This is a genomic window from Pseudomonas arabinosi (assembly GCF_047758675.1).
Classification (GTDB): domain Bacteria; phylum Pseudomonadota; class Gammaproteobacteria; order Pseudomonadales; family Pseudomonadaceae; genus Aquipseudomonas; species Aquipseudomonas arabinosi.
In genome coordinates this window covers 697990-711191 of record NZ_CP180480.1, presented here as the reverse complement: position 1 = coordinate 711191, position 13202 = coordinate 697990, and the positions used below count along the sequence as shown (strand labels likewise).

Genomic DNA, 13202 nt, shown 5'->3' with positions numbered 1-13202 from the left:
GTCCATTTCCGATAACCGGAGGCTCGAAACCCTTGATGTTCAAGGGCCAGCGCGATATGGCAGCCTTTTTAGCACAGTCTCCAAAACCAATCTATCGGCCGACCCTGGCAGTGGTTTTTCCTTGACCGGGAACACACTCAGCGCCACTCTGACGCCACTTTTTCGTGTCCATTCGGACCACCCAATTTCGAGGAAAAACCCATGAGCGTTCGCGTCGGGATTGTCATGGATCCTATTGCCAGCATCTCCTATAAAAAGGATAGCTCGCTGGCCATGCTGCTGGCCGCACAGAAGCGCGGTTGGGAACTGTTCTATATGGAACAGAAGGATTTGTACCAGGGCGAAGGTGAAGCGCGGGCGCGGATGCGTCCGTTGAAAGTCTTCGCCAACCCGGAAAAATGGTTCGAACTGGAAGCCGAGACCGACGCGCTGCTGAGCGATCTGGACGTGATCCTGATGCGCAAGGATCCGCCGTTCGACATGGAATTCGTCTACTCCACTTACCTGCTGGAGCAAGCCGAACGCGCTGGTGTGCTGGTGGTCAACAAGCCGCAAAGCCTGCGTGACTGCAACGAAAAGCTGTTCGCCACGCTGTTCCCGCAGTGCACGCCGCCGACCATCGTCAGCCGTCGCCCGGACGTACTGCGTGAATTCGCCGATCACCACGGCGACGTGATCCTCAAGCCGCTGGACGGCATGGGCGGTTCATCGATCTTCCGTCACACCGCTGGCCACCCGAACCTGTCGGTGATCCTCGAAACCCTGACCCTGCATGGCAAACAGCAGATCATGATCCAGGGTTACCTGCCGGCGATCGTCGATGGCGACAAGCGCATCCTGATGATCGACGGCGAACCAGTGGATTACTGCCTGGCGCGGATTCCAGCTGCTGGCGAAACCCGTGGCAACCTCGCCGCCGGTGGCCGTGGCGAAGCCCGACCGCTGACCGACAAGGATCGCTGGATCGCCGCACAAGTCGGCCCGACCCTGCGCGAAAAAGGCCTGTTGTTCGTCGGTCTGGACGTGATCGGCGAGCATCTGACGGAAATCAACGTCACCAGCCCGACCTGCATTCGCGAGATTGATAATGCGTTTGGCACCGACATCGGCGGCCTGCTGATGGATGCCATCGATCAGAAGCTCAAGGCCCGTTGATATAGAACAGCCAAGAAACGACCAACATTGCGTTATCATCCGCGGCCTGTGAAAAACGCGATGTTGGTTTTTTTGTCATGACGCTCCCGTCCGATCTGCCCGCTGAACTCGCCCATCGTGGCGTGCGCCCGGCTGATCGCCTCGGTTTTACCCTGTTTCTCGCGGCGCTGATTCACCTGGCCTTGCTGTTGGGCGTCGGCTTTACGATGGTTGAACCCAAGCAAATCAGCAAAACCCTGGAAATCACCCTCGCCACCTTCAAAAGCGAAAAGAAGCCTGAGAAAGCCGATTTCCTCGCTCAAGAGAATCAGGAAGGCAGCGGCACCCTGGATAAAAAGGCAATTCCCAAGACCACCGAGGTCGCGCCTTTCCAGGACAACAAGGTGCAGAAAGTCACGCCACCGCCAGCGGCCAAGCCTGAAGTGAAGGAAGCCGCACCGAAGGCAGCCGTGACGACCGTCGCGCCCAAGCCGAAAAAGGCCCCGGCCAAAACCGAAGAACCCAAGCCCGTCACCAAACCCGCCGTCGCCGCGCCGACGTTCGACAGTGAACAGCTGTCCAGCGACATCGCCAGCCTGGAAGCGGAACTGGCCAACGAACAACAGCTGTATGCCAAGCGCCCGCGCATCCATCGCCTGAGCGCCGCGTCGACCATGCGCGATAAAGGCGCCTGGTATAAGGACGAGTGGCGCAAGAAGGTCGAGCGCATCGGCAACCTGAATTACCCCGACGAAGCGCGACGCAAGCAGATCTACGGCAATTTGCGCCTTTTGGTTTCGATCAACCGGGACGGCTCGCTCTTTGAAGTGCTGGTGCTGGAGTCGTCCGGGCAACCGCTGCTGGATCAGGCGGCGCAGCGCATCGTGCGGCTGGCGGCGCCGTTTTCACCGTTTACCGGGGATCTGTCGGATATCGACCGTCTGGAAATCATCCGGACCTGGAAGTTTGCCCGCGGCGACAGACTCTCCAGCAACTGACCACCACAGAACCCCTTGTGGGAGCGGGCTTGCTCGCGAATGCGGTCAATCATTCAACATTGATGTCGACTGACACGACGCCTTCGCGAGCAAGCCCGCTCCCACATTTGATGGGTGCCGACTGCCAAATTGCGCCATCCCCAGCTTGTCAGTTCGCCCCTCCAACGCCACACTAGCGCTCATGAAGAACGTCAGCCCCAGCTACCTCAAGCATCAATTCCTGATCGCCATGCCTCACATGGTCGACCCGAACTTTGCGCACACCTTGACCTACATCGTCGAGCACACGGCCAATGGTGCCATGGGCCTGGTGGTCAATCGTCCGCAAGACCTCAACCTGGCCGATATCCTCGAACAACTGCGCCCCGACATCGAACCGCCGGTGCTCTGCCAGCATGTGCCGATCTTCATCGGCGGCCCGGTGCAGACCGATCGCGGTTTTGTCCTGCACCCCTCGGGGCAGAGTTATCAGGCCACCGTTGAGCTTGATGAGAAACTGGCCCTGTCGACCTCCCAGGACGTGCTGTTCGCCATCGCCGACGGCGTCGGTCCGGCGAAAAGCCTGATCGCCCTCGGATACGCTGGCTGGGAAGCCGGGCAGCTGGAAGCCGAACTGGCTCAGAACGCCTGGCTGACCTGCCCGTTCGATGCCGATATTTTGTTCAACACCAGCAGCGAACTGCGCCTGGAAGCAGCGGCCAAGCACCTGGGCGTCAACCTCAGCCTGCTGACCAGCCAGGCGGGACACGCCTGATGGCCCTGCGCCTGATTTTGGGTTTCGACTACGGCACCAAACAGATCGGCGTCGCGGTCGGCCAGGTGATTACCGGCCAGGCCCGCGAGCTGTGCACCTTGAAAGCACAAAACGGTATTCCCGACTGGAATCAGGTCGAAGCCCTGATTAAAGAGTGGAAACCCGATGCCGTGGTGGTGGGCCTGCCCTTGAACATGGACGGCACGCCGAGCGACATGTGCCTGCGCGCCGAGAAATTCGCCCGCCGCCTCAACGGCCGCTACAACCTGCCCTTCTATACCCACGATGAACGCCTGACCACCTTCGAAGCCAAGGGTGAACGACGTGATCGCGGCGGACAAAAGGGCAGCTACCGCGACAACCCGGTGGACGCCATCGCCGCCGCCCTGCTGCTGCAAGGCTGGCTCGACGAAAACACCGCACTGTTCGAATCCTGAAGAGCCGCAACACGCGTCTCTACTTAGCGACAACCCGAGCCACCTCTCCAGCAGAACCAGGCTCGGGCCCAAGAAGGAGCAACCATGAGCCTGCCCAATCCCGCCGAACTGATCAGCCAGATGGCGACCCGTCTCAAGGCGCACCTGGAACACCGCGGCATCAGCGAGCCGCGCTACATCGGTATTCGTACCGGTGGCGTCTGGGTCGCCCAGGCGTTGCTCGATGAACTGGGCAGCGACTCGCCGCTCGGCACCCTGGACGTCTCCTTCTACCGCGACGACTTCAGCCAGAACGGCCTGCACCCACAAGTGCGCCCTTCGGCGCTGCCGTTCGAGATCGAAGGCCAGCACCTGGTGCTGATCGATGACGTGCTGATGAGCGGCCGGACCATCCGCGCCGCCCTCAATGAGCTGTTCGACTACGGCCGCCCGGCCAGCGTGACATTGGTGTGCCTGCTGGACCTGGACGCCGGTGAGCTGCCGATCCGCCCGAATGTGGTCGGCGCGACGCTGTCGCTGGCCGCCCACGAACGGGTGAAACTGTCCGGCCCGGAACTCAAGCTCGAACTGCAAGACCTCGCCCTTTAATTCGCCCTATTGAGAGTCCCCCTCGCGATGACGCCTCTAGAAACCAAGCGCCCGCTGCAGCTCAATGATCAGGGCCAGCTGCGCCACTTCCTCTCGCTCGACGGTTTGCGCCGCGAGCTGTTGACGGAAATCCTCGACACCGCCGACTCGTTCCTTGAAGTCGGCGCCCGGGCGGTGAAGAAAGTCCCGTTGCTGCGCGGCAAGACCGTGTGCAACGTGTTCTTCGAGAACTCCACCCGCACCCGCACCACCTTCGAACTGGCGGCCCAGCGGCTGTCGGCGGACGTGATCACCCTGAACGTGTCCACATCGTCGGCGAGCAAGGGCGAAACTCTGCTCGACACCCTGCGCAACCTGGAAGCCATGGCCGCCGACATGTTCGTCGTGCGTCACGGTGACTCCGGCGCGGCACACTTCATCGCCGAACATGTCTGCCCGCAGGTGGCGATCATCAACGGCGGTGACGGCCGTCACGCCCACCCGACCCAGGGCATGCTCGACATGCTCACGATTCGTCGGCACAAGGGAGGCTTCGAAAACCTTTCCGTAGCCATCGTCGGCGACATCCTGCACTCGCGGGTGGCGCGCTCGAACATGCTCGCGCTGAAAACCCTCGGCTGCCCGGACATCCGCGTGATCGCGCCGAAAACCCTGCTGCCAATCGGCGTCGAGCAGTACGGCGTGAAGGTCTACACCGACATGACCGAAGGCCTGAAAGACGTCGACGTGGTGATCATGCTGCGCCTGCAACGTGAACGCATGACCGGCGGCCTGCTGCCGAGCGAAGGTGAGTTCTACCGCCTGTTCGGCCTGACCACCGCGCGCCTGGCCGGGGCCAAACCGGATTGCATCGTCATGCACCCGGGGCCGATCAACCGTGGGGTGGAAATTGAGTCGGCGGTGGCCGACGGTCCGCACTCGGTGATCCTCAATCAGGTGACCTACGGCATCGCGATTCGTATGGCCGTGCTGTCCATGGCCATGAGCGGGCAAACAGCCCAGCGCCAATTCGAGCAGGAGAACGCCCAGTGAAGCTCAGCATTCTCGGCGCCCGCGTCATCGATCCGGCCAGCGGCCTAGATCAAGTTACCGATATCCATATTGAAGCCTGCAAGATCATTGCCCTTGGCGCCGCGCCGGCCGGTTTTGTCGCCGTCGACACCCTCGACGCCAAAGGCCTGGTCGCCGCCCCTGGGCTGGTTGACCTGAACGTCGCCCTGCGCGAACCGGGCTACAGCCGTAAAGGTTCAATCGTCAGCGAAACCCGCGCCGCCGCGGCCGGTGGCGTCACCAGCCTGTGCTGCCCGCCGAAAACCAAACCGGTGCTGGACACCTCGGCCGTGGCCGAACTGATCCTCGACCGCGCCCGCGAGGCCGGCAACACCAAGGTGTTCCCGATCGGCGCCCTGAGCAAAGGCCTGGACGGCGAACAGCTGGCCGAGCTGGTCGCCTTGCGCGATGCCGGTTGCGTGGCCTTCGGCAACGGCCTGGACAGCTTCCGCAACACCCGCACGCTGTGCCGGGCGCTGGAATACGCCGCAACATTCGACCTGACGGTGATTTTCAACTCTCAGGACCATGACCTGGCCGAAGGTGGCCTGGCTCATGAAGGCCCGACCGCCAGCTTCCTTGGTTTGCCGGGCATTCCCGAAACCGCTGAAACCGTGGCTCTCGCGCGGGATCTGCTGCTGGTCGAGCAAAGTGGCGTACGCGCGCACTTCAGCCAGCTCACCAGTGCACGTGGCGTGGCCCTGATCGCTCAGGCCCAGGCTCGCGGCCTGCCAGTGACGGCCGATGTCGCCCTGTATCAGCTGATCCTGACCGACGAAGCGCTGATCGACTTCAGCAGCCTCTATCACGTCCAGCCGCCGCTGCGCACCCGCGCTGACCGCGATGGCCTGCGTGAAGCGGTGAAATCGGGTGTGATCTCGGCCATCTCAAGCCATCACCAACCCCACGAGCGGGACGCCAAACTGGCGCCGTTCGGGGCCACCGAACCGGGCATCAGCAGCGTTGAACTGCTGCTGCCGTTGGCGATGACGCTGGTGGAGGATGGTTTGCTGGATCTGCCGACGCTGTTGGCGCGCTTGAGCACCGGACCTGCCGAGGCGTTGCGCCTGCCGGCGGGCAAACTGGCGGTAGGTGGACCGGCGGACATCGTGCTGTTCGATCCGGCGGCATCGACCGTGGCTGGTGAGACCTGGCTGTCCAAAGGCGAAAACTGCCCGTTCATTGGCCACAGTCTGCCGGGCGTGGTGCGTTACACCTTGGTGGATGGACGCATTAGCCACCAAGCCTAAAATCAAAAGATCGCAGCCTGCGGCAGCTCCTACAGGGAAACGCATATTCCAGTGTAGGAGCTGGCGAAGCCTGCGATCTTTTGATCTTTGCTTAACGACTCTGTGCGTTGCGAATCGACACCTGGTCATTCAGCGTCCAGAAGTCATACAGCACCCCCAGAAAGAACAACCCGCCCGTCACCAGGTACAGCAATCCGCTGATCCACTTCCCCTGATACATCCGGTGTACGCCGAATATCCCCAGAAACGTCAGCAGAATCCACGCCACGTTGTACTCAATGGGCCCGGCGGTAAAACGCAGGTCCGCTTCACGATCCATGGCCGGGATCAGAAACAGGTCGATCAGCCAGCCGATACCCAACAAACCGAAGGTGAAGAACCAGATCGTCCCCGTCACCGGCTTGCCGTAATAGAAGCGGTGAGCGCCGGTAAAACCGAAAATCCACAGCAGGTAACCAATCACTTTGCTGTGCGTGTCTTGATGCGGATCGGACTGTTGATAGGTGTTCATGAAGGACCTCGATTCACACGATAGATAAATATTCTTTAAATCTTTGTGACTTTTTTACAGGTGGCCGACGTATGGCAAATGCTACCTTGTGTCCCGTCAAACCCTTGTAGCACAAGCGTTGTGTCCGACAATCGCGTCTATTTTCTGCTTATTTGGTTCCGTTGCCCCCAAGGTTGAATCGACCAACGGCCGCGGAAGGGCCAAAAAAGCTGTTATAAAGTTGCGCGCTAACTTATATGAGCCTTGCCTAATGCGTCCATTTTTCAAGACATGGCTAACCATTTGCCTTTTGATGCCACTGGCCGCCCACGCCACCAATCGTGAGCAACGTCTTCCTAACGTTAATGGTTACACCCAGAAATCCCATGTTTCTGCTCCTTCGAGCAAAAACAAACAATCCGTAAAACGCGCTCCCCAGTTGAGCAGCAGCAAAAGCAGCCTTGTACCGCCGATGGCGAGCAAGGAAAGCAGCAACGTGCTGAGCCGCGCCGTAAACGTCCTGGGTACTCCGTACCGTTGGGGCGGCAGCAGCCCAAGTAAAGGGTTCGACTGCAGTGGCCTGGTGAAATACGCGTTCAACGACGCCACGTTTGACCTGCCGCGCACTTCCAACGCCATGGCCAGCGGTCATGGGGAGAAAGTCGATCGCAAGGATCTGAAGCCTGGCGACCTGATTTTCTTCAACATCAAGAGCCGTCGGGTCAATCACGTTGCCATCTATCTGGGCAACGACCGCTTCATCCACGCACCACGTCGTGGCAAGTCGGTGACCATCGACACGCTGAAAAAACCCTACTGGGAAAGCCACTACGTGGTTGCCAAGCGGGTTATGCCGAAAGAGAAGAACACCCTGCAGGTTGTTCAGCGCTGATTTGAAGCAAGATCAAAAGATCGCAGCCTGCGGCAGCTCCTACACGGGACTATGCATTTCCCTGTAGGAGCTGCCGCAGGCTGCGATCTTTTGCTTTTAAACCTCAAAACCCATCCGGCGTGCGCGCCTTCTCCCGCGCATGCTCGCGACTGATCAAGCCCTTGCTCACCAGCTCCTTCAAGCACATATCCAGCGTCTGCATCCCCAGGTTTCCCCCGGTCTGAATCGACGAGTACATCTGCGCCACCTTGTCTTCGCGGATCAGGTTACGGATCGCTGACGTGCCGAGCATGATTTCGTGGGCCGCAATCCGCCCGCCACCGATCTTCTTGACCAACGTCTGCGATACCACCGCCAGTAACGACTCGGACAGCATCGAACGAACCATCGATTTCTCGTCCCCCGGAAACACGTCCACCACCCGGTCGATGGTTTTCGCCGCCGATGTCGTGTGCAGCGTGCCAAACACCAGATGACCGGTTTCGGCGGCGGTCAACGCCAGGCGAATGGTCTCCAGATCCCGCATCTCCCCCACCAGAATCACGTCCGGGTCCTCCCGCAGGGCCGAGCGTAGAGCCGTGGCGAAGCTGCGCGTATCACGATGGACTTCACGCTGATTGATCAAGCATTTGCGCGACTCGTGGACGAACTCGATCGGGTCTTCGATCGTGAGAATATGCTGATGGCGATGGGTGTTCAGGTGATCGATCATCGCTGCCAGGGTGGTGGATTTGCCGGAACCGGTCGGACCGGTCACCAGCACCAGCCCTCGCGGCGCTTCGGTAATCTTGCGAAACACTTCCCCCATACCGAGATCTTCCATGCTCAGGACCTTGGACGGAATGGTCCGGAACACCGCGCCAGCACCGCGATTGTGGTTGAATGCGTTAACCCGAAAACGCGCCACGCCGGGCACGTCAAAGGAAAAGTCGGTCTCCAGGTGCTTCTCGAAGTCCACCCGTTGCGTGTCGTTCATGATGTCGTAGATCAGCGCCTGCACCTGTTTGTGGTCCAGGGCTGGCAGGTTGATGCGCCGCACATCGCCGTCGACCCGAATCATCGGTGGCAGGCCGGCAGACAGATGCAAGTCGGACGCGCCCTGTTTCGCGCTGAAAGCCAGCAGCTCAGTGATATCCATAGCGTTCCTCAATTCCAGTAGAATGCCGCGAACCTTCAGCCGCCGGCGCCTCTTGATGTCCACGATAGCAGACAACATTGCTCAGGTTAGTTCACGCATCCACGCTGCCGCCCTTGCCGCAAAACGCGACGAAGACAGCGTCCAGCTACTGGCTGTGAGCAAGACCAAGCCCGCCGAAGCCCTGCGCGAAGCGTATGCCGCCGGCCTCCGCGACTTTGGCGAGAACTACCTGCAGGAAGCCCTGAGCAAACAGCTCGAATTGGCCGACCTGCCCTTGATCTGGCACTTCATCGGCCCCATTCAATCGAACAAGACTCGCGCTATCGCCGAGCACTTCGCTTGGGTGCACTCCGTGGATCGTTTGAAAATCGCACAACGCCTGTCCGAACAACGTCCTGCCGATTTGCCGCCACTGAACATTTGCATCCAGGTCAACGTCAGCGGTGAAGCCAGCAAGTCCGGCTGCACTCCGGCTGATCTTCCGGCCCTGGCCAATGCCATCAGCGAACTGCCGCGCATCAAGCTGCGCGGGTTGATGGCAATCCCCGAGCCAACCGAAGATCGCGCCGCCCAGGATGCTGCTTTTGCCGCCGTACAAAGCCTGCAAGCCAGCCTGAACCTGCCGCTCGACACACTTTCCATGGGCATGAGCCACGACCTTGAGTCTGCCATCGCCATGGGCGCCACGTGGGTACGCATCGGTACGGCCCTGTTTGGCGCTCGCGACTCTCAACAAATGCATGGTCAGCCATGAAAAATGGCTGACGCCTCTCTTTATAAGGACCTGACATGAGCAAGACTCGTATTGCCTTTATCGGTGCCGGCAACATGGCGGCCAGCCTGATCGGCGGCCTGCGCGCCAAAGGTCTGGACGCCGCGCAGATCCGCGCCAGCGATCCGGGTGAAGAAACCCGTGCCCGCGTGAGCGCCGAACACGGCATCGAAGTGTTTGCCGACAACGCCGACGCCATTCAGGGCGTGGACGTGATCGTGCTGGCGGTCAAACCGCAGGCGATGAAAACCGTCTGCGAAGCGCTTCGCCCTAGCCTCAAGCCGAATCAATTGGTGGTTTCGATTGCGGCCGGCATCACCTGCGCCAGCATGAACAACTGGCTCGGCGCCCAGCCGATCGTGCGTTGCATGCCCAACACCCCGGCGCTGCTGCGCCAGGGCGTGAGTGGTTTGTTCGCCACAGCCGAAGTGAACACCGAGCAACGCAAACAGGCACAAGAACTGCTGTCCGCCGTCGGCATCGCACTGTGGCTGGATGAAGAACAGCAACTGGACGCGGTCACCGCCGTCTCCGGCTCGGGCCCTGCATACTTCTTCCTGCTGATCGAAGCCATGACCGCCGCTGGCGTGAAGCTCGGTCTGCCAGCAGACATCGCCGCACAACTGACCCTGCAAACCGCTTTGGGCGCTGCTCACATGGCCGTGGCCAGTGACGTCGATGCTGCGGAACTGCGTCGCCGCGTGACGTCGCCTGCGGGCACGACAGAAGCGGCGATCAAGTCGTTCCAGGCCGGCGGCTTCGAAGCCCTGGTAGAAAAAGCACTCGGCGCCGCTGCGCACCGCTCGGCCGAGATGGCCGAACAATTGGGTCAATAAGGAGCCTTACATGATTGGATTGAACACTGCAGCGGTCTACGTGCTGCAAACCCTCGGCAGCCTGTACCTGCTGATCGTGCTGCTGCGCTTCGTACTGCAACTGGTACGCGCAAACTTCTACAACCCGCTCTGCCAGTTCGCTGTGAAAGCCACCCAGCCGCTGCTCAAGCCATTGCGCCGGATCATCCCGAGCATGTTCGGCCTGGACATGTCCTCGCTAGTGCTGGCGATCCTCGTGCAACTGGCGCTGATGGCCCTGACCCTGCTGCTGACTTACGGCACCATCGGTAACCCGCTGCAATTGCTGATCTGGTCGCTGATCGGCGTGACCGCGCTGTTCCTGAAGATTTTCTTCTTTGCCCTGATCATCAGCGTGATCCTGTCCTGGGTCGCACCGGGCAGCCATAACCCTGGCGCCGAGCTGGTGAACCAGATCTGCGAACCGGCCCTGGCGCCATTTCGCAAGATTCTGCCAAGCCTTGGCGGCCTGGATATCTCGCCGATCCTGGCGTTCATGGTGCTCAAGCTGATCGACATGCTGGTGATCAACAACCTCGCCGCCATGACGATGATGCCGGAAATCCTGCGTCTGCTGATCTGACCCGGTGAGCTACTTTCGGTGGGACGGTGATGACCTGATTCTGGAGTGTCACCTGCAACCGGCGGCCCGCAGCGATGATTTCTGCGGGCTGCATGGTGATCGATTGAAAATCCGCCTGACGGCGCCGCCGGTTGAAGGCAAGGCCAATGCGTATTTGATAGCGTTTCTGGCCAAGGCGTTCGGGGTGTCCAAGAGTCAGGTGAGCTTGATTAGCGGCGAACTAAACCGGCAGAAGCGGGTTCGCATTTGTTCGCCGAAGAAGCTGCCGGATTTGCCGGACCTGCTGCGTCCGGCAGGCTGACCGCGTCATCGTTCATCGCGAGCAGGCTCGCTCCCACAGGGGAATGCAATCCAATGTGGGAGTGAGCCTGCTCGCGATTGCCACGCCTCGGTCTGACTGAATGAAATCAGGCCCGGCCTTTGCTTGCTGCTAAAGGCAGCGGTCTTTAGACTTACGCCTCATTTCAACGAGAGCAGGGTCGATGCCAGCTGCCTTCCCCCCCGATTCTGTTGGTCTGGTGACGCCGCAAGTGGCGCACTTCAGTGAACCCCTGGCCTTGGCCTGCGGCCGTTCGCTCCCAGCTTATGACCTGATCTACGAAACCTACGGCACGCTGAACGCCGCGGCGAGCAACGCCGTGCTGATCTGCCACGCCTTGTCGGGTCATCATCACGCTGCCGGTTTCCATAGCCCCGACGACCGCAAACCCGGTTGGTGGGACAGCTGCATCGGCCCCGGCAAACCGATCGACACCAACAAATTCTTCGTGGTCAGTCTGAACAACCTCGGCGGTTGCAACGGCTCTACCGGCCCGAGCAGCACCAACCCGGAAACCGGCAAGCCGTTCGGCGCCGACTTCCCGGTGTTGACCGTGGAAGACTGGGTTCACAGCCAGGCGCGCCTGGCTGACCTGCTCGGCATCGGCCAATGGGCCGCCGTGATTGGCGGCAGTCTCGGTGGCATGCAAGCCATGCAGTGGAGCATCACGTACCCGGATCGCATTCGCCACTGCCTGGCCATCGCCTCGGCTCCCAAGCTGTCGGCGCAAAACATCGCGTTCAACGAAGTGGCGCGCCAGGCGATCCTGACCGACCCCGAGTTCCACGGCGGTTCGTTCCAGGAAGCTGGCGTGATCCCCAAGCGTGGCTTGATGCTGGCGCGGATGGTCGGGCACATCACGTACCTGTCCGATGACTCCATGGGCGAGAAATTTGGCCGGGGCCTGAAGAGTGAAAAGCTCAACTACGACTTCCACAGCGTCGAGTTCCAGGTCGAGAGCTACCTGCGTTATCAGGGCGAAGAGTTTTCCGGACGTTTCGACGCCAACACGTACCTGCTGATGACGAAGGCGCTGGATTACTTCGATCCGGCGGCGAACTTCGACGATGACCTGGCGAAAACCTTCGCCAACGCCCAGGCGAAGTTCTGCGTGATGTCCTTCACCACCGACTGGCGCTTCTCCCCTGCCCGCTCGCGGGAACTGGTGGACGCGCTGATGGCGGCCAAGAAAGACGTCTGCTACCTCGAGATCGACGCTCCGCAAGGCCACGACGCCTTCCTGATTCCGATCCCGCGCTACCTGCAGGCGTTCAGCAACTACATGAACCGAATTACGTTGTGAGAAAGCCATGAGAGCTGATCTGGAAATCATCCAGGAATGGATCCCCGCCGGCAGCCGCGTACTCGACCTCGGTTGCGGCGATGGCGAATTGCTGACCTGGCTGCGCGATAACAAACAAGTCACCGGCTATGGCCTGGAAAACGACCCGGACAACATCGCCGAGTGCGTGGCCAAGGGCATCAACGTGATTGAGCAGGACCTGGACAAGGGCCTGGGCAACTTTGCCAGCAACAGCTTCGACGTCGTGGTCATGACCCAGGCACTGCAAGCCGTGCACTACCCGGACAGAATCCTCGACGAAATGCTGCGCGTCGGTCGCCAGTGCATCATCACCTTCCCCAACTTCGGTCACTGGCGCTGCCGCTGGTACCTGGCGAGCAAGGGCCGGATGCCGGTGTCCGATTTTCTGCCGTACACCTGGTACAACACGCCGAACATCCACTTTTGCACCTTCGAAGACTTTGAAGCGTTGTGTCGCGAACGTGAAGCCAGGGTCATTGATCGGCTTGCCGTGGATCAACAGCATCGGCACGGGTGGGCCAGTAAGCTATGGCCTAATCTGTTAGGTGAGATCGGTATTTACCGTGTCAGCAGCCCCGGGCTGCAGGATCACAAGATCGCTGTCTGAACCACGCCATTC

At 60.5% G+C, this 13202-nt stretch carries 16 protein-coding genes; 14 read left to right on the top strand and 2 right to left on the bottom strand.

Annotation, left to right across the window (positions count from 1 at the left end; translation table 11 throughout):
- Positions 1-201 precede the first annotated feature (201 nt).
- The 7 genes from gshB to ACMXYJ_RS03240 all read left to right on the top strand — a co-directional run bounded on the left by gshB (position 202) and on the right by ACMXYJ_RS03240 (position 6211).
- Positions 202-1155, top strand: a complete 954-nt coding sequence (gene gshB, locus ACMXYJ_RS03270; RefSeq protein ID WP_415758760.1) for a glutathione synthase — start codon at positions 202-204, stop codon at positions 1153-1155.
- A 77-nt stretch (positions 1156-1232) separates the two neighbouring features.
- Positions 1233-2132, top strand: a complete 900-nt coding sequence (locus ACMXYJ_RS03265) for a TonB family protein (RefSeq protein WP_415758759.1) — start codon at positions 1233-1235, stop codon at positions 2130-2132.
- A gap of 181 nt (positions 2133-2313) precedes the next feature.
- On the top strand, positions 2314-2886 hold the full coding sequence (locus ACMXYJ_RS03260; protein WP_046045231.1) for a YqgE/AlgH family protein: 573 nt from the start codon (positions 2314-2316) through the stop codon (positions 2884-2886).
- Positions 2886-3323: a Holliday junction resolvase RuvX gene (gene ruvX / locus ACMXYJ_RS03255; protein WP_005792259.1), complete on the top strand. Its 438-nt coding sequence runs from the start codon at positions 2886-2888 to the stop codon at positions 3321-3323. Before ACMXYJ_RS03260 ends, ruvX begins: the two co-directional genes overlap by 1 nt.
- A gap of 84 nt (positions 3324-3407) precedes the next feature.
- On the top strand, positions 3408-3911 hold the full coding sequence (gene pyrR, locus ACMXYJ_RS03250; protein ID WP_008152613.1) for a bifunctional pyr operon transcriptional regulator/uracil phosphoribosyltransferase PyrR: 504 nt from the start codon (positions 3408-3410) through the stop codon (positions 3909-3911).
- Between the two features lie 27 nt (positions 3912-3938).
- The gene (locus ACMXYJ_RS03245) at positions 3939-4943 is read left to right on the top strand and encodes an aspartate carbamoyltransferase catalytic subunit (protein WP_074871640.1); all 1005 of its coding nucleotides are present in this window, start codon (positions 3939-3941) and stop codon (positions 4941-4943) included.
- The gene (locus tag ACMXYJ_RS03240; RefSeq protein WP_140675035.1) at positions 4940-6211 is read left to right on the top strand and encodes a dihydroorotase; all 1272 of its coding nucleotides are present in this window, start codon (positions 4940-4942) and stop codon (positions 6209-6211) included. The genes ACMXYJ_RS03245 and ACMXYJ_RS03240 overlap by 4 nt, the downstream gene beginning before the upstream one ends.
- Before the next feature lie 91 nt (positions 6212-6302).
- Here the strand turns inward: ACMXYJ_RS03240 and ACMXYJ_RS03235 are convergent, their stop codons facing one another.
- Positions 6303-6722, bottom strand: coding sequence for an NINE protein (locus tag ACMXYJ_RS03235; RefSeq protein WP_415758758.1), 420 nt, complete (start codon positions 6720-6722; stop codon positions 6303-6305).
- Between the two features lie 250 nt (positions 6723-6972).
- Here ACMXYJ_RS03235 and ACMXYJ_RS03230 point away from each other — a divergent pair, with 250 nt between their 5' ends.
- Positions 6973-7593 (top strand): C40 family peptidase, encoded by a 621-nt coding sequence (locus tag ACMXYJ_RS03230; protein WP_415758757.1) that lies wholly within the window; start codon positions 6973-6975, stop codon positions 7591-7593.
- A gap of 103 nt (positions 7594-7696) precedes the next feature.
- Here ACMXYJ_RS03230 and ACMXYJ_RS03225 read toward each other — a convergent pair whose 3' ends face one another.
- On the bottom strand, positions 7697-8731 hold the full coding sequence (locus ACMXYJ_RS03225; RefSeq protein WP_056738953.1) for a type IV pilus twitching motility protein PilT: 1035 nt from the start codon (positions 8729-8731) through the stop codon (positions 7697-7699).
- 55 nt (positions 8732-8786) lie between these two features.
- Between ACMXYJ_RS03225 and ACMXYJ_RS03220 the strand changes: the two genes are divergently transcribed.
- The 6 genes from ACMXYJ_RS03220 to metW all read left to right on the top strand — a co-directional run bounded on the left by ACMXYJ_RS03220 (position 8787) and on the right by metW (position 13190).
- On the top strand, positions 8787-9485 hold the full coding sequence (locus tag ACMXYJ_RS03220) for a YggS family pyridoxal phosphate-dependent enzyme (RefSeq protein WP_415758756.1): 699 nt from the start codon (positions 8787-8789) through the stop codon (positions 9483-9485).
- 35 nt (positions 9486-9520) lie between these two features.
- Positions 9521-10339, top strand: a complete 819-nt coding sequence (proC, locus tag ACMXYJ_RS03215; RefSeq protein WP_415758755.1) for a pyrroline-5-carboxylate reductase — start codon at positions 9521-9523, stop codon at positions 10337-10339.
- A 10-nt stretch (positions 10340-10349) separates the two neighbouring features.
- Positions 10350-10940, top strand: coding sequence for a YggT family protein (locus ACMXYJ_RS03210; RefSeq protein WP_415758754.1), 591 nt, complete (start codon positions 10350-10352; stop codon positions 10938-10940).
- 4 nt (positions 10941-10944) lie between these two features.
- Positions 10945-11241, top strand: a complete 297-nt coding sequence (locus tag ACMXYJ_RS03205) for a DUF167 domain-containing protein (protein WP_415758753.1) — start codon at positions 10945-10947, stop codon at positions 11239-11241.
- A 181-nt stretch (positions 11242-11422) separates the two neighbouring features.
- Positions 11423-12562 carry a homoserine O-succinyltransferase MetX gene (gene metX, locus ACMXYJ_RS03200; RefSeq protein WP_415758752.1) on the top strand — a complete coding sequence of 380 codons (1140 nt, stop codon included), beginning with the start codon at positions 11423-11425 and terminating at the stop codon, positions 12560-12562.
- A gap of 7 nt (positions 12563-12569) precedes the next feature.
- The gene (metW, locus tag ACMXYJ_RS03195) at positions 12570-13190 is read left to right on the top strand and encodes a methionine biosynthesis protein MetW (protein ID WP_415758751.1); all 621 of its coding nucleotides are present in this window, start codon (positions 12570-12572) and stop codon (positions 13188-13190) included.
- Positions 13191-13202: the final 12 nt, after the last annotated feature.